The sequence below is a fragment of the Streptomyces sp. NRRL S-244 genome, assembly GCF_000717915.1.
In the GTDB taxonomy this organism is placed as follows: domain Bacteria; phylum Actinomycetota; class Actinomycetes; order Streptomycetales; family Streptomycetaceae; genus Streptomyces.
Window position 1 is genome coordinate 207,005 of the sequence record NZ_JOCX01000007.1, and the last position, 18,657, is coordinate 225,661.

Annotated in this window: 14 protein-coding genes and 2 pseudogenes; 12 read left to right on the forward strand and 4 right to left on the reverse strand. The window is 72.8% G+C overall.

Annotated elements, in window-relative coordinates:
- The first annotated feature begins 39 nt into the window (after positions 1 to 39).
- The 7 genes from IF02_RS0110995 to IF02_RS0111025 all read left to right on the forward strand — a co-directional run bounded on the left by IF02_RS0110995 (position 40) and on the right by IF02_RS0111025 (position 12,044).
- Positions 40 to 4,299: a CHAT domain-containing protein gene (locus IF02_RS0110995; RefSeq protein WP_030155771.1), complete on the forward strand. Its 4,260-nt coding sequence runs from the start codon at positions 40 to 42 to the stop codon at positions 4,297 to 4,299.
- Positions 4,296 to 5,114, forward strand: a complete 819-nt coding sequence (locus tag IF02_RS0111000) for a helix-turn-helix transcriptional regulator (protein WP_030155773.1) — start codon at positions 4,296 to 4,298, stop codon at positions 5,112 to 5,114. The genes IF02_RS0110995 and IF02_RS0111000 overlap by 4 nt, the downstream gene beginning before the upstream one ends.
- A gap of 148 nt (positions 5,115 to 5,262) precedes the next feature.
- Positions 5,263 to 6,687 carry an amidohydrolase family protein gene (locus IF02_RS0111005; protein WP_030155775.1) on the forward strand — a complete coding sequence of 475 codons (1,425 nt, stop codon included), beginning with the start codon at positions 5,263 to 5,265 and terminating at the stop codon, positions 6,685 to 6,687.
- Positions 6,688 to 6,751: 64 nt separating this feature from the next.
- On the forward strand, positions 6,752 to 7,096 hold the full coding sequence (locus IF02_RS0111010) for a hypothetical protein (protein WP_037836005.1): 345 nt from the start codon (positions 6,752 to 6,754) through the stop codon (positions 7,094 to 7,096).
- Between the two features lie 4 nt (positions 7,097 to 7,100).
- Positions 7,101 to 9,767, forward strand: coding sequence for a VWA domain-containing protein (locus tag IF02_RS0111015; RefSeq protein ID WP_030155779.1), 2,667 nt, complete (start codon positions 7,101 to 7,103; stop codon positions 9,765 to 9,767).
- Positions 9,764 to 11,233 (forward strand): extracellular solute-binding protein, encoded by a 1,470-nt coding sequence (locus IF02_RS0111020; RefSeq protein ID WP_078622015.1) that lies wholly within the window; start codon positions 9,764 to 9,766, stop codon positions 11,231 to 11,233. Before IF02_RS0111015 ends, IF02_RS0111020 begins: the two co-directional genes overlap by 4 nt.
- Positions 11,234 to 11,504: 271 nt before the next feature.
- Positions 11,505 to 12,044 (forward strand): CAP domain-containing protein, encoded by a 540-nt coding sequence (locus IF02_RS0111025; RefSeq protein WP_030155783.1) that lies wholly within the window; start codon positions 11,505 to 11,507, stop codon positions 12,042 to 12,044.
- A gap of 57 nt (positions 12,045 to 12,101) precedes the next feature.
- On the opposite strand, the gene IF02_RS0111030 is transcribed toward IF02_RS0111025, so the two are convergent.
- Positions 12,102 to 12,551, reverse strand: coding sequence for a DUF7144 family membrane protein (locus IF02_RS0111030; RefSeq protein WP_037836008.1), 450 nt, complete (start codon positions 12,549 to 12,551; stop codon positions 12,102 to 12,104).
- Between the two features lie 201 nt (positions 12,552 to 12,752).
- Here IF02_RS0111030 and IF02_RS35135 point away from each other — a divergent pair, with 201 nt between their 5' ends.
- The 3 genes from IF02_RS35135 to IF02_RS33645 are packed head-to-tail and all read left to right on the forward strand — an operon-like array spanning position 12,753 to position 14,460.
- Positions 12,753 to 13,181, forward strand: coding sequence for a hypothetical protein (locus IF02_RS35135; RefSeq protein WP_030155787.1), 429 nt, complete (start codon positions 12,753 to 12,755; stop codon positions 13,179 to 13,181).
- Positions 13,178 to 13,459, forward strand: coding sequence for a helix-turn-helix transcriptional regulator (locus IF02_RS35140; protein WP_199809206.1), 282 nt, complete (start codon positions 13,178 to 13,180; stop codon positions 13,457 to 13,459). The genes IF02_RS35135 and IF02_RS35140 overlap by 4 nt, the downstream gene beginning before the upstream one ends.
- On the forward strand, positions 13,459 to 14,460 hold the full coding sequence (locus tag IF02_RS33645) for an NAD(P)-dependent alcohol dehydrogenase (RefSeq protein ID WP_078622016.1): 1,002 nt from the start codon (positions 13,459 to 13,461) through the stop codon (positions 14,458 to 14,460). The genes IF02_RS35140 and IF02_RS33645 overlap by 1 nt, the downstream gene beginning before the upstream one ends.
- A 53-nt stretch (positions 14,461 to 14,513) precedes the next feature.
- Here the strand turns inward: IF02_RS33645 and IF02_RS36080 are convergent.
- The 3 genes and pseudogenes from IF02_RS36080 to IF02_RS33080 form a co-directional block, all read right to left on the reverse strand.
- Positions 14,514 to 15,551 (reverse strand): annotated as a pseudogene (locus tag IF02_RS36080) (MAB_1171c family putative transporter); the annotation flags it as partial.
- Positions 15,552 to 15,578: 27 nt separating this feature from the next.
- Positions 15,579 to 16,091, reverse strand: coding sequence for a hypothetical protein (locus IF02_RS0111050; RefSeq protein ID WP_030155792.1), 513 nt, complete (start codon positions 16,089 to 16,091; stop codon positions 15,579 to 15,581).
- 91 nt (positions 16,092 to 16,182) lie between these two features.
- Entirely contained in the window at positions 16,183 to 16,698 is a 516-nt protein-coding gene (locus IF02_RS33080; protein ID WP_051696126.1) for a hypothetical protein, read from the reverse strand.
- A 357-nt stretch (positions 16,699 to 17,055) separates the two neighbouring features.
- On the opposite strand from IF02_RS33080, the gene IF02_RS33085 reads away from it, so the two are divergent.
- Both IF02_RS33085 and IF02_RS32350 read left to right on the forward strand, forming a co-directional pair.
- Positions 17,056 to 17,904 (forward strand): hypothetical protein, encoded by an 849-nt coding sequence (locus IF02_RS33085; RefSeq protein ID WP_051696127.1) that lies wholly within the window; start codon positions 17,056 to 17,058, stop codon positions 17,902 to 17,904.
- 44 nt (positions 17,905 to 17,948) lie between these two features.
- Positions 17,949 to 18,657, forward strand: a pseudogene (locus IF02_RS32350) (hypothetical protein); the annotation flags it as partial.

Sequence of the window (18,657 nt, forward strand, 5' to 3'; positions counted from 1 at the left end):
CGGCCGTCGGCCGTCTTTGGCAGTTCGAGAGGAGAGGCCGTGTCCGACACCGCTCCACCGCTCGCCGACAGCGCCCGCCGCGTACTGGCAGCCGTCGACTCGATGAGCGTCCGGATGCCCGAGCGGGAACGCATCATCCTGGCACTGGACCTGCTCGCCACGAACGAGTGGACACGGGTCTGCGTGGTCCTCCCCGACGAGCTGAGCAGACACCTGCGCCGCTCCGGTCCCTCGTTCACCCCTGACGACCTCGCCCACGTCGTCCAGGTCGCGGGCACCATCGCGCGGCTCTACGGGTACGAGAGCGTCGGCATCGGCCACATCGCCGTGGCGCTCGCCGCGACCGCCGAAACCACCGTCAGCGACGGAGTCCACGGCGCCGACGTCGTCGCCGAGGCCTTCGGGCTGGGCGAGCTGGAGAACTCCGGCACGATCGTGGCCCGGCATCTGCGCGCCGTCGAGCAAGAGCCGCAGGAATCACCGGACGAGCCGTCGGACGTACGGTGGGGCCCCACGGCCCGCGCCCTGCGGAGGCAGCGGTGGGCCGTGCGCGCGCATCTCACCGCCCGCGCGCTCGCCGTCGGCCTCCTCCTCGCGCTCGCCGCCGACGCGCACGCGTTCTGGGCCTGGCCCGTGGCCCTGGCGGCCGCCGTGTCCTCGCGGGACAGCCGGGTACGGGAGGACCACCTGCTCGGCGAGCGGGTCGCGCCCCTCGAACTCCGGCTGAAATGGCCGTGGCTGGGATGCCTGGCCGTGCTGGCCGGCACGCTGGGACTCCACCGGTCGGCCCTCGTGATCGCCGCGCTCCACGGGATGCTGGCGGTGATCGCCGGGGCGGGGGAGTACGGCGCCGCCCGCCAGGTGCGCATGGAGGGGCCCGAGATCGACCGGGCCGGCCGCCACACCCGGGACCTGCTGGCCGTCGCCGCGGTCTACCCGGTGCGGCGCCGCATCGTACGCGGCCTGCTCGTGGCCGGTCTGGCGGTGCTGCCCGTCACGGTCCTCGTCCTCGGGGCGGGGCGGACGGCCGGCGGGAGCCCGTCCTGGATGCCTTCCTGGAGCCCGTTCTGGAGCCCGTTCTGGATCCCGCTCGTGTTCATCGCGGTCTTCGCGGCGCAGCGGCTCACCGGACTCGCCCTGCTCTCGGCGGTGGCCGTCACCGCCACGGCGTGGGCCTCCGGCTCCGGCGACTCCGGCGCGCCGGCTCGGCTCGTCGCCGGGGTGGCCGTCGCACTGCTGTGCGGACTGCTGGCCCGCGCGGCCGTCGCCCGGGCCGAGCGGCTGCCCGCCGCCGAGGTGCCGCTGGCGCGGCCCGGTCCGCTCGCCCTGCTCACCCCGGGCGGCCGCGCGGTGCGCGCCGCCCACCGCATGCTGCGCGGCGGCCGGCCCGCCGCAGCCCTGCACCACCTGGAGGCACGCGCGTCCGGGAGCCCCCGCCGGGACCCCCGGGCGGCGGCCCTCCGCGGATGGGCCCTCCTCCAGAACGGCCGCCCCGGCGAGGCCCGGCGCGCCGTGGCCCCGTACACCGGGCAGGGCTCCCGTTCCCACGTACACCTGCTGGTCCTGCTCCAGGCGGCGCTCGAACTGTCCGACCGGGACGCCGCGGAAGAGGCCCTCGCCTCGATCCGAGGCATCCCCGGGCCCGTACCCGCCGCCGTCCGCAGACCGCTGCTGACGGCATGGCTGCAGCTCGCGCTCCTGCGCGACGAAGGCACCCACCTCACCGACCACATCGCCGAACTCGTGCCCCGCTCCCTCACCCGCTCCCGTCTCCTCCACGCCGTGACCCTCCTGAGGCTCGCGGCCGAGGCGGCGCTGCCGCACACCCCCACGCTGGCCGTCTACCTGGCGGGGACCTCGGTGCCCCTGATCATCGCGAGCGGCGACGAGGACGCCGTGACGGAGCGCTCGCTCATCGGCCCCGGACGCCCGCTCGGCCTGGAGTCCGTACGCTGCGGGGCCATCGTTGAGCGGTCCTCCCTCGTCATCGACGGGGCCACACCGCGGACCGTGGGCCAGTTGGGCACCGCCGCCGGCGCCGCCGGGCTCCTGATGAGGCTCGAGCGACCGCTCGAAGCGGCGGCGACCCTCAACGCGCTCGCCGACCGGCTGCGGGACCGGCCCGAATTCCGGCGTACGGCACTCGCCAGCCGCATCGAGGCACTGGCCGTGCTCAACACGACGCGCCACCAGCTGCGCGCCACGGAGGAACGGCAGCGCTGGTGGACCGTGTTCGGGCAGACGATCGAACAGGCCATGGAACAGGCCGTGGCCGGCCGTGACTGGGAGACCCTCGCCGAGCTGATCGAATCCGCCCGCCTCCAGCTGGGCCCGCACGAGGACGGCTCCGCGCCCCTCGGCGCAGCGGAGTCGGCCGCGCCGTTCATCCGCGTGCGGGGCAGGTCGCAGCTCGAAGCCACCCACTGGTACCAGCCGCAGGACCGGCCGCGCGCCTTCGCCCTGGAGGCCCTCGCCGAAGCCGTGCTCGGCCCGGACACCTGGTGGTGGAGCACGTGGGCGGCCGGACCGGTGATCCACTGGTCCCTCGTACCGCCCGAAGGCCCCGTACGCGGCGGGCAGTTGCGCATCGACCCCGGGTCCGAACTGGCCTCGGCCCTGTCCGGTCTGCGCGACGCGCTGCCGATGCCGTACGCGGGCGAGGACGACACCGCCTGGGAGGACCGCGTCCTGTCCAGCCCGCTGCTCGCCGGGCCTCCCGTCACCGAGGCGGACCTGGCGCGCAGGCTCGGCCGGCTGCTGCCCGCCGAGCTCGCCGAGGCGCTCCGCACGGCCGGTGCACGGGGACGGCCGCTGAGGCTGGCGATCGCCCCCGCGGCCCCTCTGGCGAACGTGCCGTGGGCGATGGTCGGGGTCCCGTACGAGGACGCGGGCGGGTCGGGAACGGGCGGCTCGGGAGCGGGCCGGTCGGGAGCGGGCGGGTCGGGTGCGGCCCGTACGGACCTCCGCATGGTCGAGTGCTGCACGATGGCGATCGCCCCGCCGGCCGCGCTCCTGGTCGCCCTGTCCGAACGGCCCCGCGCCATGGACGCGCCGCCGCTGGGCCTCGCCGTCATCGATCCCGGCGCCGACCTCGGAGAGCCGGACGCAGCGTACGAACTGCCCGGAACCCGCGCCCTCCTGGACCGCCTCCCGGACGACATCGCGGCCCTCACCCCGTCCACGGACGTCTCCCTGGACGGACTGAGCAGCACGCTCCGGGCCCTCGGCGCCCGGGGCGAGAGCAGCGCCGTCATCGCCTGCCACGCGGTCGAACGCGTCCCCTCCCCGCTCAAGGGCGGCATCGTCCTGCGCCCGGCCCTCGACACCGGGGGCGAGCCGGAGGCGCCGCGGGTACTGACCGCGGGCATGCTCCTCGCCGAACCGGGGCGGTTCCCCATGCCCCGCCAAGTGCTGATGCTGTGCTGCGACAGCGGCGACGTCTCCGGAGCGCTGAACGGCGAGTGGCTGGTCCTGGGGACCGGGCTGCTGTGGGCGGGCTCCGACCGGCTCGTCGTCACCTCGTACCCGACCGTCGACGACGCGGAGGGGCAGGACCCGGACGACCTCATCGATCCCCTCCTGGTCCGGCACCTGGTGGAGGGCCGGCCGCTGCTCGACGGACTGCGCGCGGTGCAGCTCGAGGCACTGGCCGCCTGGCGGGCCACCGGCGCGCGCAGCGCTCCGCTCCACTGGGCGGGCCACATCGCGATGGGCGCCTTCGGCCCCCGTGCTCCGCTCGGCCCGCTGCCCCCGGCGCGGCGCCGCATGGTCGAGGAGGGCGTGATCAGGCTCGTCGACGAGGCGGCCGGTACGGCGGCGCTCGCCGGACGCGACCGGGTCACCGGCTGGGACCTGCTCGTACACCTGGGCATCTACGGTTTCGAGGACGACCTCCCGCTCTGGCGGAGGCTGGCCGTCCGGGCCGTCCTGTACCCGTACCTCATGGCGAACGGCGTCAGGCGGGGGAGCGGGAAGGGCGGGAGCATCGATCTCGCCCCGCACGTCCTGGACGTCCTGCGGACCTCGGCCGAGCTCGCCCGTACCTCCGGACACGAGACGGTGGAGATGGAGCACCTCCTGGTGGCCTACCTGCGGTCCCCGGGCCGACTGCCGGCCGCCGCACGCCTGTTCACCGGCTGGGACGCCCGCATGAGCGACGTCCACCGAGACCTCCTGGACGAGGCCCGCCCCGGCCCCCACCCACCCCGACCCCCCACGCCCCAGCACCTGTCCGCGGACACGATCGCCCGCATCTACGCGACCATGGACGCGGACGTCCCCGCTACCTTGGGGGCATGAGTGACAGGAGTGCGCTGGGAGAGTTTCTGAGGGCGCGGCGCGAGGGACTCAAGCCCCATCAGGCGGGTTTGCCCGCGCACGGTCGACGGCGTGTGCCGGGGCTGCGGCGGGAGGAGGTCGCGCTGCTCGCGGGCGTGAGTCCCGACTACTACATGCGGCTGGAACAAGGCCGCGAGACCAGCCCGTCGCCGCAGGTCATCGACGCGATCGCCGCCGCCCTGCGGCTCGACGGCGAAGCGCACGACCACCTGCGCCGACTGCCCCGGGCCCCGACCCCGGGCCGCGGCACTCCCACCGGTGGCCAGGAGCGGGTCGGCCCGCAGCTCCGGCGACTGCTCGACAGCTGGCCCGACACCCCCGCCTTCGTTCTGGGACCGGCCCTGGACGTCCTGGCGTACAACGCCCTCGCCGCCGCCGTGCACAGCGGGTTCCGGCGCTTCGACAACCTCGCCCGCATGGTCTTCCTCGACCCGGCCGGGCGCGACTTCCACCGGGACTGGGACCGGGCTGCGCACTCCTGCGTATCCGAGATCCGCGCTGCCTACGGATACGACCCCGGCTCCCCGCGGATCACCGAGGTCGTCGAGACGCTCTGCGCGCAGAGCCCGGAGTTCGCCGAACTGTGGTCACGGCACGAGGTGAAGGGCAAGACCCGGCGGGAAAAGGTCCTCGTGCACCCCGAAGCCGGCGCCCTGGAGCTCCAGTTCTCGGCCTTCACCGTGAACGATGCCCCGCACCAGCAGTTGGTCGTCTACCAGGCCGAGCCGGCCAGTGCCACCGCGGCCGCCCTCGCGGAACTGCGTTCCCGTACCTGAGGCCCGCGGATCGTGGGTGGGTGTCCGACACCCGGGTTGAAGGCGGCCTGGTTCGGTGTCCGGACCGCGGCGAGGCTGGTGGCGCGGCGGCCCCGGCGCCCGCCCGGCCGCCACCACCGCCCTGTCCGGCGTACGGAAAGAAGCCCCCATGACCGTCCACGACACCGTCCACGACACCACCAACGGCGCCGCCCTCGCGCAGATCCGGCGCCGCCCCGCCGACCGGCGGCGCATCCTGTTCACCGGCGCGACCCTCGTCACCATGGACCCCGGCCTCGGCGTCATCGACCGCGGCGAACTCCTCGTCGAGGGCGACACGATCACCGCCGTCGGACAGGGCCTGCACGTCGACGACGCCGCCGACGCCGTCGTCATCGACTGCACCGGCACCATCCTCACCCCCGGCTTCGTCGACACCCACCGGCACGCCTGGCAGGCCCCGCTGCGCCGGATCATGCCGGACGTCGACGACCTGGGCGGCTACGTCATGTCCACCCTGGCCGGGCACGCCACCGTCTACCGGCCCGAGGACATGTACGTCGGCACCCGGCTGGCCGCCCTCACGGCGATCGACAGCGGCATCACCACGATGCTGGACTTCTCCCACAACTCCCGCAGCCGCGAGCACTCCGACGCCGCGATCCGCGCCCTCCTCGACACCGGAATCCGCGGCGTACACGCCTCCATGGGCCCGCACTTCGGCACCTGGGACCGGCAGTGGCCGGGAGACCTGACCCGCCTCAAGGACACGTACTTCAGCAGCGGCGACCAACTGCTCACCCTGCGCCTGGCGGCCCTGGCCACCGACGAGATCGCCGGTCCCGCGCTCGCCTACGGCCCCGGACTCGCCCGCATCGCCCAGGACCTGGGCATCGGCGTGAGCGTCGACGCCGTCTTCGGCGCGGCGTCCTCCGAGGCGGTGCTGCGCTGGGCCAAGGACGGCGTCCTCGGCCCCGACGTCACGCTCATCCACTCCACCGGACTGACCCCCGAGGCCTGGACGGCCATGGGGGAGACCGGTACCACCGTGGCGCTCGCCCCCACCTCGGACGCCCAGATCGGCCTGGAGACCGCGATTCCCGCCGTCGACGAAGCCCTGTCCGCCGGCATCCGCCCGGGCCTCAGCATCGACGTCGAAGTCGCCCTGGCCAGCGACATGTTCACGCAGATGCGGACCCTGCACGCCATCCAGCGGATGCGGGCCGTCAACGCCGCCTACGGGACCGACCGGCAGCCCTCCCGCATCACCACGCACGACGTCCTGGACTTCGCCACCCTCCAGGGCGCCCGCACCAACGGACTCGCCGCCGTCACCGGCTCACTCACCCCGGGCAAGAAGGCCGACCTGCTGGTCATCCGGGCCGAGGACCTCAACAACATGCCGCTCAACGACCCGATCGGCACCGTCGTGCTGGGCTCCGACGCGCGCAACATCAGCGCCGTCCTGATCAACGGCGAACCCCGCAAGTGGAACGGGCAGGTCCTGGACGTCGACCTGACCGCGCTGCGCCGTGAGGTTCACGCCTCGCGCGCATACGTGCTGAACACCCCTTCGCCGGGTTCCCGTTCATGACCAATGGCTGCCCTTTGCGTCAACTCACATGCCATCATGTCGAGTTGTGGCTGAGGGGGAGGCTATGGCGAATACCGCGATCCGCGTGCGCCTCACGCAGGGTGCGAGCGAGAGCGACATCGGGGCGCTGAAGGCGTGGCTCGAGCGGGAGCAGAAGCTCGAAGCGCTCAGGAACAGCGGCCGACTGGAGATCCACGAACGCGCGGGGACGGAGGACGGGCCCGCCAGCCCGATGGGGGCCGGCATGGACATCATGCTGGTGCTGATCGGCGCGGTCGCCCCCAAGCTGTTCGACGAAGTGTTCGAGCAGGTCAAGAGCGGGGTCCGCGCCTGGCGCGAGAACCGCCGCTCCGTGGAACGGGGCGAACCCCCGGAGGTCGTGGTCGAGCCGGGCGGCGACGGGAGATAGCCCCGTGGCACGCTTCGACCCGCGCGGGAAAGAGAACCGGGCGCTGCTCGTCGGTGTCCCCGGCTACGACTTCAAACAGCCGGAGCACCCCTTCGGCGTCTCGGGCGACCTCCAGGCGGTCGAACACAACCTCACCGGACTCGAACGGGCCCTCCGCGCCGGCGGGGTCTTCGCCGAGGACGGGATCACCGTCACCCGGCCGGGCACCGTGGACGAGTTCGACCGGCACCTGGACACCGCCGTCGACGCGGCCGAAGGGCTCCTCCTGCTCTACGTCTCCGGCCACGGAGCCGTGCCCAGCACCGGTGACGAGCTGTGGCTGCTGATGCGGCGGGCGACGATCGTCCCCGGCACCGAGTCCGTGTTCCGCGGCGCCGTGCCCTGGAAGAGCGTCCTCACCGTACTGTCCCGGGCCAGGGCGGAGCGGGTGGTCGTCATCCTCGACTGCTGCTACGCGGGCAACGCCTCGGCGGCATGGGACGCGCTCGGCGCCGCCCAGCGGCAGCGGACCTCGCTGCTGATGAGCGTCCAGGCCAACAACCGCATCGACGCGGGCGACGGCGACGGCCCCACCCCGTTCACCACGCAGCTCGTACGCCTGCTCCAGGACGGCGAGGTCGGCTTCGACGACCTGGCCGACCGGCTCAGGGCCCACATGTCCGCGCACCACACGACGTTGCGCGAGCCCCCCGAGCCGTGGGAACCGCAGAGCCGATCGGCCACCTCCGGAGCCGACGTACTGCTCGCCGCACCTCCCGTCCCCCCGCCGGGCACGCGCCCGCCCCCGCCCCCGTCGGTGCTCTTCGCCGAGCCATACGGGACCGCCGGCCGGCGTCCTTCGCCGCAGTCGGCGTCGCGAGCACCGGGCGGCTTGAGGCCTCCCGGCCGAAGACCCCGTGGGCGCGGCAGGCTCCTGCCCCTCACCGGCCGCCGCAGGCTCGCGGCCGCCATCGGCGTGCCCGTGGCGATCGCCGGCCTCGTCGCCACCGGCCTGGCCGTCCTGGACTTCGACGGCGGTGACGGGGCGCCCTGCAAGCCGCCGCTCGAACTCCGGCTGCTCACCGACCCCGATCTGGAACCCACCCTCCGAAAGGCGGCGGAGGCGTACCTCATGTCGAAGGCGAACCGGACGGCGGACGGTTGCAGGGGGAGCGGCATCACCGTCTACAGCGCCGGAGCCGCCGCCACCGTCGCCGCGTTCAACCGGCAGTCCGACCCGTGGCAGCGGCCGACGGGGGACGACAACAACCCGCAGCGCGACATCGGCCCCCAGCCGGACATCTGGATCCCGGCCTCGTTCGCGAGCGTCGACCGGGCCCGCCTCACGTCCCCCGAGCGGACCTACGTCACCCTGGAGGCCGATCCGGAGCCGTTCGCGTACTCGCCGGTGGTGCTCGCCGTACCGCAGAACCTGGCGGCGGAGCCGGCCGCCGAGCGGGTGGGCAGCCTCGCGGCCTTGACGGAAGCGGTCAGGAAGCGCGAGGCGAGGGCCGAAGTGCGGCGCACGGACCCGGAGAACACCGACGCCGGCCTCCTCGCGACGATCGGCCTGTACGGCGGAGGTACGGCAGGCCAGGACCCGGCCTCCGCCGAGCGCGGCGTGGCCCAGGCGGGACCGCCCTCGCGCACCGGCGCGGAGCTGCTGTGCACGCTGCCCGACGACGACGCGGTCGACGAGCGCACCACGGCCCTGGTCCCGGAGTTCCTGCTGAAGACCGCGGTGGGCTGCGACAGCGCGACGCGGACCGGGCGGATGGCCGAGTACCCCGTCGACGTCCCGGGCCTGAGCCCGACGTTCGTACGGGTGCGCTGGCGGGGCGCCGACCGGGACAAGGGCGCGCGGGACAACGCCGTGCAGCGGTTCCGTACCTGGCTCACCGGCAAGGAGGGCAAGACGACGCCCGAGTCCCCGGCCTCCGGCGGACTCGCCGTATTCGGGCAGGACGGCTTCAGGAGCGGATCGGGCGGCCACCGGCCCCTCGGCGGCACCGACTTCGGAGCCCTGGCCGATCCCGGCCTCCTCCCCGGCCCTGCCCTCCCGTCCTCGATGACCGAGGCGCTCAAGCGCTACCGGGAAGCCAACGGGCCCGGCCGGGTGCTCTTCCTGCTCGACTCGTCCGGATCCATGGGCAGCCTGTGGGAGGGGCCCGGCGGCGCACCCGGCATCATCGCCCAGTCCCTCGCCGGGCTCGGCGGCCAGGACGAGTACGGGGTCTGGGGCGTGGCCACCGAGCCGGGCACCTCCCGCCCGTACGGCGAAGTGCTGCCCTTCGGCAAGCACGAGCGCGCCGAGGCGCAGCGTACGATCCCCGCTTCGGCGCAGGTCAAGGACCTGGAAGCCGACCCCTACCAGGCGCTGGTCGCGGCCCTGGAGTACATGGCTCAGCGGGGTACCGACGACCACCGCCCGCAGCTGATCGTCTACATCACGGACGACGAGGACAACGACCGGCTGACCGAGGGCGGCCGGCTGAAGGATCTGCTCGCCTCCGCGCGCGCGAGGAAGACACCGGTGGTCATGGCCTCCCTGGACAGCGGCGGGTGCGACAAGGGCAAACCGGACGCGGCCGTCTCCGAGGCGAGCGGAGGCCGCTGCCTGGACACCAAGGGCGATCTCGTCGCCCGGCTGCGGGACGAGGTCGCCAGGACCGGAACGGGGGAGGAAGGATGAACCACGGCCCCAGCCCCAGCCACGGCCCCGGACGCGTACGGCGGGGTGCGTCCGCCGTCCTCCTCCTGCTCGTTCTGCTCGCGGTGGGGTGCGACGCGGGCGGTGGCGTCGGCAACGGATCCGACGTACGCGGCGGCCCTGGCGGCGGGCAGTCGGCCGCCGCGGGCAGCGCCGACGTCCCGGGCGAGATCGTGCTGGCCAGCGGCCGGGACGTCACCGGCAAGGGCGGCATCCGCCAGCAGCTCATCGCGGAGTGGAACCGGCAGCAGGAGGCCAAGGGCTCCTGCTGCCGGGCCCGCCTGGTGGAGCTGCCCGGCTCGGCCGACCAGCAGCGCAGCCAGCTGCTCGGTGCGCTGCAGTCGGGCAGCGCCGAGTACGACGTGGTCAACCTCGACGTCACCTGGGTACCGGAGTTCGCGGCGGCCGGTCTCGTCCAGCAGCTCCCCGACCAGATGGTCGACTCCGACGTCATCAAGTCCGTTGCGGGAACGGCCCGTTGGGGAGGCAAACTGTACGCCGTCCCCTTCAACAGCGACGTCGGGCTGCTCTTCTACCGCCGCGACTACCTGGCGAGCGCGGGCGTCACCAACACCGACCTCGGCAAGGGCACCGGCTGGCCCGCCGTCCAGCGGCTGATCGGCGCGCTCGACGCCGCCGCCAAGAAGCTGCCCGGCCCGTACGCGAAGGGCTGGACCTCACAGCTCGACGCGTCGTACGAAGGCCTCACCGTCAATGGCATCGAGGCCTTCGCGTCAGCCGCCGACGGATTCGCCGTCACCGACAAGGACGGCCGCTACGCAGGCTCCGTGGCCGACCTGCAGGCGGGGCTGGACGAGCTGCGCAACCGCACCCAGGCCGCCTACACCCTGCCGGACGCCGTTCACTCCGATGAGGCGGACACGCTCACCGACTTCGCCGGCGGCCGTACGGGCTTCCTGCGCCACTGGCCGTACGCGTACCGCACGCTCCACCAGTCCCTGTCCGACCAGCAGCTCGGCGTGGCCCCACTGCCCGGGAAGGCGGTGCTGGGCGGCCAGAACCTGGCCGTGGCCCGGGGCTCGCAGCGCAGCGCCATTGCCCGGCAGCTGGTCGGGTTCCTCACCGGAAAGGAGAGCGAACGCTGCCTGCTCGACGCGGGGTTCGCGGCCACCAGGCTCTCCGCGTACGAGGACAACGGCCTGATCTGCAACACGGCCAAGCCGTCCGGCCAGGCCACGGCCTCCCCGACGGGCGAGCGGACCGACCGGATGCCGCGGGACGCGAACGGCCGCCCCGCCTACGCGCGCGGCACCCTGCTGCCGGCCCTGGAGAACGCCGTCCAGCGGCCGCGCACCCCCCTCTACGGTGCCTTCAGCCAGACGTTCACCGCTCAACTGTCCCGGCTCCAGAGCGACAAACCACCCTCCGACGCCCAACTCGCCAAGGAACTGGACGCACAGCTGAAAAGGGCTCTGCCGTCACGCTGACCCGCGGTCCGAACAGTCCGCCTCCCCACCGTCCGCGAGGGCCCGCCAGGCCCCGCTCGCCGCACGGAAGCCCCGGACATAGGCTGGCCTTACCGAAGGCGGCCATGGTCCGCCGATCAGACCGTGCCGATCAGGCCGCCTCGTCGCCGATGGCCGCGCCTCGGCCATCGCACGGTCGGCCCGTGCGGCTGCCTACGGACGGCCGCGATCCCCGCCGGCACCTCCCGGCAGCCCTCGTCGTGCTGCTTTTCCGTGCGACCAGGGAGTCGCAATGAGGAACCTCACTCGGGTACACCACCGGGCCGGGGCCTTCGCCGCAGCGGCGCTGATGGCCGGAGGCGCGATGTTCGCGACCGGCGCCACCGCGACCGTCGCCGGCTCGGCGGTACGCCCCGCCGAGCTCAGCCCCGCCCAGGAGCAGGCCATCCTCGCCGAGACGAACACCGTACGCCAGCAGGCCGATCAGCCGCCTTTGACCTGGGACAGCTCGCTCGCCGAACAGGCTCAGGCCTGGGCCGACGACCCGGCGTCCACCGCGGGCGGCGAACTGACCCACGCCCCGGTGGACAACGCCGCCGAGAACATGTCCGGCTATCCGCCGGACCAGGCGACGGGGAGTTGGGCCACCGAGAAGAGCGCCTACGACGCCGACCCGGACCACGACTACGAGAGCAACCCGGCCGGGTACCGGACGTGGGGCCACTACTACAACATGATCGACGCCAAGTGGCACAAGATGGGCTGTGGCGCGAAGAGCGGCGTTCCCATCCCGGGTGGAGGCTGGGTCGTCGTGTGCCGCTACGGCGGCTGACGTACGGCGCGGGCTGACGTACGGCGCGGGCTGACGTGGGGCACGGGCAGGCGTGTGTCACGCCGGACGGCCGTCCCCGGCCTCGTGGTGCATGCCCGCGCACAGGGCCCAGACGATGAAGAGGTTGACGGCGACCAACACCGTGGCCCAGACGGGGTAGTACGGGATCCACAGGAAGTTGGCGAGCGCGCCCAGACCTGCGACGAACACGCCGAAGAAGCGTGCCCACAGGGCTCCGGTGGCGAGCACGGCGCAACCCGCCAGGACGAGGAGGATGCCCACGATGAGGTGGACCCAGCCCCAGCCCGCCAGGCTGAACTCGAACACGTAGTGGCGCGTCGCGAGGAACAGTTCGTCGTTGGCGATGGCCGCGATTCCCTCGAAGATGGCCATCGCGCCACCGAAGATCATCAGCGCTGCCGCGAGGGTGGTGGTTCCGGATCTGGGCCCGTGCCACGGGCTCGGGGCGGCGTCGGGCGCTCTGGTCCGGGCGGAGTCACTGGCCATGTGGGCCTCCTTGCTTGGAGCGGCCGTCCGGTCAGCCGAGCGTTGCCGGACCGTCGCGATCTCCATCTCAGCGTGGCACGGGGGTCCTCCATCGGCACTCCGTCGGCATCCCGTCGAGACCTCGGGGTCAAGAATTCTTGACATCGTGTTGCGGCTGCTTGACACTCCGAGTGTCTGGTTTTCTTGACATCGGGAGTGGCAGTGGCAGTCGAGGAGAAACGTGCCTGGAGCATGTTGGTGGTCGCGATCGGGTCGTACGCGCTGTACCTGTGGGCCGTACTGGAGCGCCCCGCGGGAGTGCCGCTGACGCACGCGCCCTACGCGGGAACCCTGCTGTGGACGGTCGGCCTGTCGATCGTCGTGTCGATCGCCGCCCACATCGCGATCGCCGCGTCCTCGCCGCAGGACGCGAACGTCAAGGACCAGCGAGACCGGGAGATCCACCGCTTCGGCGAGTACGTGGGGCAGTCGTTCGTCGTCATCGGCGCCGTGGCCGGTCTGCTGCTCGCGATGGCCGAGGCCGCACCGTTCTGGATCGCCAACGCCATCTACCTGGCTCTCGTCCTCTCGGCGGTGCTCAGCTTGGTGGTCAAGGTCATCTCGTACCGGTTCGGTTTCCACCCGCGGTGAAGCCGACGAGGGTCACCAACACCATCCGCGCCCAGCGCTTCGCGCACGACGAGATGACCCAGGCCGAGCTCGCCCGCCGCATCGGCGTGAGCCGCCAGACGGTCATCGCCATCGAGCAGGGCCGCTACTCGCCCTCGCTGGAGATGGCCTTCCAGATCGCCCAGGTGTTCGGGGTGCCCCTCGACAGCGTCTTCCAGTACGCGGCCGGCAGCGGCACCGGCGGCGCGAACGGCACGAGCACATCCGGTGGCACGGACGACGACAGGGGAGACAGCTGATGAGAGCCATCGTCCAAGACGTGTACGGACCGCCCGAAGTCCTGCGTCTCGAGGAGATCGAGCGGCCCGTTCCCGGGCCCGGCGAGGTGCTGCTGCGCGTGCACGCGGCCGGCCTCGACCAGGGGGTCTGGCACCTGATGACGGGCACGCCCTACGCACTCCGCGCGGCCGGATTCGGCCTGCGCGCACCCGGACAGCGGGTCCGGGGCATGGACGTCGCGGGCCGCGTCGAGGCCGTCGGAGCGGGCGTCACCCGCTTCCGGCGGGGCGACGAGGTGTACGGCACCTGCGCCGGCTCCTTCGCGGAGTACGCGTGCGCCAAGGAGGACGGCCTGGCTCCGCGGCCGGCCCGGCTCACCCCCGAAGAGGCGGCGGTCGTCGCGATCTCGGGGAGCACGGCCCTCCAGGCGCTGCGGGCAGGCCGGCTGACGCCCGGTCAGCGGGTCCTGGTGATCGGCGCCGCGGGCGGGGTGGGGACGTACGCCGTCCAACTGGCCAAGGCGCTCGGGGCCGGACACGTCACCGGGGTGTGCAGCACCCCCAAAACGGAGCTGGTCCGCTCCCTGGGAGCCGACGAGGTCGTGGACTACACCCGCGAGGACCCCACCGACGTGGTCCACCCGTACGACCTCGTCCTCGACATCGGCGGCAACCGCCCCCTCCGCCGGCTGCGCCGGGCCCTGGCCCCGCGCGGGACCCTGATCATCGTCGGCGGCGAGACCGACGGCCGCTGGATCGGCGGCCACGACCGGCAGTTGCGCGCCCTGCTGCTGTCGCCGTTCACCCGTCACCGCCTGCGCGGACTCGTCGTCACCCCGCGCCCCGAGGACCTGCGGGCCCTCGGGGAGTTCATCGAGTCCGGCGCGCTCACCCCGGTGGTGGACCGTACGTACCCGCTGCCGGAAGTCCCGGACGCGATACGCCGCCTCCGGGAAGGCCACGTACGCGGCAAGATCGCGATTCGCGTCCAGGAAATCGTGTCGGCGGTGAGCGTGCGGTAGTGGGCGGCTATGCGCAGCAGCCAGGCGACCTCCTCGCGCGGGGTGCGGCCGCCGGCCAGGCCGTCGAGCACCGAGGGCAGGCCGGGCGAGGGCAGGCCGTGCCCCCGCTGCCGTACGGCGGCGCACAGCCAGCGGGCCTCGGTGAGCGCGGGGTCCTCTCCGGGAGCGGCGGGCGGCCCCGGCGGGGCGCCGTCGCGCAGGGCCAGGGCCGCGTCGCGGATCGCGAAGGCGCGGTGGGCCACGTCGAGGCTGCGGTCGCCGGAGGTGAACAGGCCCCGCAGCCGGCTGGTCGGGGTGCCGAGGACGACGTGGGGCACGGCGTGGACGAGGTCGGCCCACAGCGGGTGCAGCCGCCAGAGCGCGCACTGGTCGCGCAGGTAACGCAGGAACGTACGGGTCGGGGGCAGGGTGATGCCCAGCGCGAGCAGCACCATGGCCAGGGCGGGGAGGATCTCGGACATGGTGTCCGAAGGGAGTACGGGCTTGCCGTCCGGGCCCGTCTCGCGGGAGTTGCCCAGGTGCAGGACCAACCAGATCCGGTAGACCGTGTAGACGACGGTGGTGGCGGTGGCGCCGGCGAGGCAGAGGATGCCGGCGCGCAGCAGTCCGGGCTCCACGGTGTCGCGGTTGGACCAGAACAGGACGGTGGCCTGGGCGGCGGAGGTGGCGAGGAAGGCGTAGAAGATGGCCATGTAGAGCAGCACGGCGGGTTCGCCGAAGTGCGCGTCGATGCCGTACCCGCCGGCGTCGTGCGGGAGCCAGACGACGTAGAGGACGGTCAGGGCGCAGGCCGCGGCGATGGCGAGCAGGTGCCGGGCGTGCACGCGGCGCCGTCCCACGGACGCGCGCCGGTTGACGGTGTGGACGAAGTCGAGCATGAACGACGTCCCGGCGATCCCGGTGAGGTGCTTGAGGAGCTGGGTGATGTCGCCGACGCCGGACGCGTCCTGGAGCAGCCGGTCCACCAGGGGGATCCGGACGATCTGGGAGGCGTCGATGCACACGAGCGTGCACCACAGCGTGCGGCTGGTGGGGGTGGCGAAGGCGGTGGGCGCCCGCCAGACCACCAGGACCGTGAGCAGGAGGGGCATGAGCCATTCGTTGACGGAGCGCACGGCTTACTTCCTGCGGCGGCGTATGGGGTGGAGGAGGTTCTCGGCGAGGCGGCGGGAGACGGCCGTGGTCGGGGTCTCGCGGCCGATGCGGTCGGCGAGCAGCAGGGCGATCATCTCGGCCTCCTGCTCCTCGGCGGTGCGGTAACTCGTCCGCCCGGCGGCCATGGCTCCGTTCACCAGTTCCGGGGTCAGGTCGGGGAGCAGCTCCGTGAGCCGGGACAGCTCGAACTCGCCTTGGTGACCGCAGATGACGTGGCCGAGCTCATGGAGCTTGATGAGGTCCTGGTGGGCCGGGCTGGTGTGCGGTTCGTAGAAGACGACGTCCACGCTGGGCAGGGCTATCCACAGCCCGCAGGGCGCGTCGGGGCCCAGCAGGGGCAGCGGTTCCATCACGATCGGGCGGCCGCGCTGCTCTTCGAGCGTGGCCCTGAAGCTGTCCACGGTGAACGGGCTGGGCAGGTCCAGGCCGGCCAGGATGCCTTCACAGCGTTTGCGTAGACCTCGCGGCAGAGGCATGAGCGGGTCGAAATCCTCGTGTCGGTGCGACCGCGGGCGGTGCGCCGACGGCGGGAGGGAGGGGGAACAGGAACAGGGGGAGTGGGCCGGGCTAGGACGGCGGCTTGGCTTCCTGTTCCAGTTGGACGAGCTTGTCGGCGAGGGCGACGAGCATGTTCAGGCTGCTGTCGGACAGCCCGGACGCGCGCTGGACCAGGCCCACGACCTCGGAGTTGTCCAGTGCCTGGCGCAGGCCGCTGATCTTGTCGAGCCGGGCGAGCTGGTCGTCGACCGCGGCGGCCTTCATGTCGTCGAGGAAGTAGCCGGCGCCGGCCTGGATGCCGAAGCCGCGGCCCAGCCAGTCGAGTGTGTCCACGGTGGGGTTGGGGGCCTGGCCCTTCTGGTTCACGCCGTGGTGAAGGTTGCGGATGGTGTCCTTGGAGATGACGTCCCGGCCCGCGAGGGTGTTGATGCGCTCGGCGAGCTCGCGGTAGGCCGGAGCCCGGCCGCCCGTGCGCTCGGTCTCGCGCGCGATGAGCCCGTCCAGGCGGTCGGCGATCTTCCGAGCCCGATCCGCCGGGTGGTCCGCGGCTTCGCCGGCGGCCTTCCGGGGCCCTGGTCCGCTCACTGTTACGCCTCCGATCAAGATCTTCATACGGTACCGCCGTGTTTCGCTGTGACGATTTTGATCGCTCCAGCCGTCAAAGCGGAACCCCTGATCGGTTGCCCGCGGACTCCGCACCGAAACGATCAAGTGTCCTGTCCGGGCGGATCGAGCAGGCAAAGAGGGCGAACCGCCTCAACATAAGCGGAATTTACGGAGCATCTCCGACCGGTCTGGAGGGGGTGAGGCGCGCTTGACCTGGCGATCTAAATCGCCGAATCTGATCCCTGTTCGGCGATTTAAATCGCCAGACGGCGCGGGTGGTGCGCTTCGGCATCCACCCGCACACCCCTTCCGTTCTTGCCGACCCCGGGAGCAGTCGTGCCCAAAACCCCCCGGAGAAGTACCGCCGCTGCGGCGACCGCGGTCCTCGCCCTGTTCGCACTGACGGCCGTCGGCTGCGGCAGCGCAGGGACCCCGTCCGCGGACGGCTCCCACCCGCCCGTCTCCGCGCCGGCATCCGAGCCGTCCCGGTCCGCGTCCCCCTCGGCCGCGGCCGGATCCCCCGTGCCGAAGGGCGGGGAGCGGCCGTCTTCGGCGGCTCCGGGCGGTACGAAGGCCACGACGCCGCGTCCGGCCGAGGCCGAGGCCGCGGGCCGGCCGGCCGCGCGGCTCACGGCCGTGACACCGGAAGGCATCACGGCGCTGCCGGGGCAAAAGGCCACCGACTGGAAGCCCGACGGCCCGCTCTCCAGCCGGGAGTTGCACGGGGAGAAGATCACCGTCAATGAGTGCGCCGCCGTCTCGGGCGCCCGGTCCTGGCAGCAGCAGGGCTACATCAGCGCCGCCAAGAACCCGGCGGGGCAGCAGGCCTTCGGCTTCGCCGACCAGGCCGCGGCAGCGGAGGCGTACCGCCGGATCCTCACCGCCATGGACGGCTGCAAGACCGCCTCGCGCAAGGCGCAGGCCGCGGCGGCGGTCGAGGAGGACGCGGAAGTCGCCACCACCGCGAGCGCGCAGGACGCCACCGCCTGGTCCAGGCAGTCGACGGGGACGGGCGGGATGTCGGCCGCCGACCGGCAGACCAACCACATCTACGCCGTCCAGCGGGGCGAGTTCCTCGTCCTCTTCCAGTTCGACGAGCTGGCCGAGCGGGCCGCGAAGCCCTACGACACCCGAGGCGACGCCGAACTCCTGACCACGCTCGCGGAACAGACGCGCCGGCGCTGAACCGCCCATTCCATCCCTCGAACCATCCGACTCAAGGAGATCCCTTGTCCTTCAGTTCCCCAGTGGCCCGCACCACCACCGCCCTGGTGGCCGCCGCCATCGCCGTCGCTCTGGCGTCCGGCACCGCCCACGCCGACAGCATCCAGGCCAACTCCGCATCGGTCACCTCCACCGGATCGCTCGGCAACAGCGCCGCGCCGGGCGGCACGGTGACCCGCGGCCAGGTGCTGAACAGGGCGCAGGCCTGGGTCAACCAGTCCGTGCCCTACAGCGCGAACGGCCTGGAGGCCCCGTACAGCTGGTGGGCCGACGGCCAGACCGGCGGGCGGTACCGCCAGGACTGCTCCGGCTTCGTCTCCATGGCCTGGCAGCTCGGTTCGAGCCCCACGACGTACGGACTCCCGAGCTACTCGACCGAGATAAGCAAGTGGGACCTGCAGCCGGGCGACATCCTCAACAGCAGTGAGCACGTGGTCCTGTTCGCCGGCTGGCGCGACAAGTCGGCAGGGACGTTCAACTACTACCAGGAGAGCAGCCGCAGGAAGCCGACCAACTACAACACGGACGGCGACCTCAACGCGGGCTCCCTGTCCTCGCACCCCATGAGCAGCTACTCGGCGCTGCGGTACAAGAAGATCGCCGACTCGGCGAGCCCTTCGCGTGCGGGTGTGTACCGCCCTGGTGAGTCCGTTTTCTACGTGTCCGGCGTGGACGGGGGTCTTGCCGGGCATGCGGGGTTTGGTGCGGAGGGTG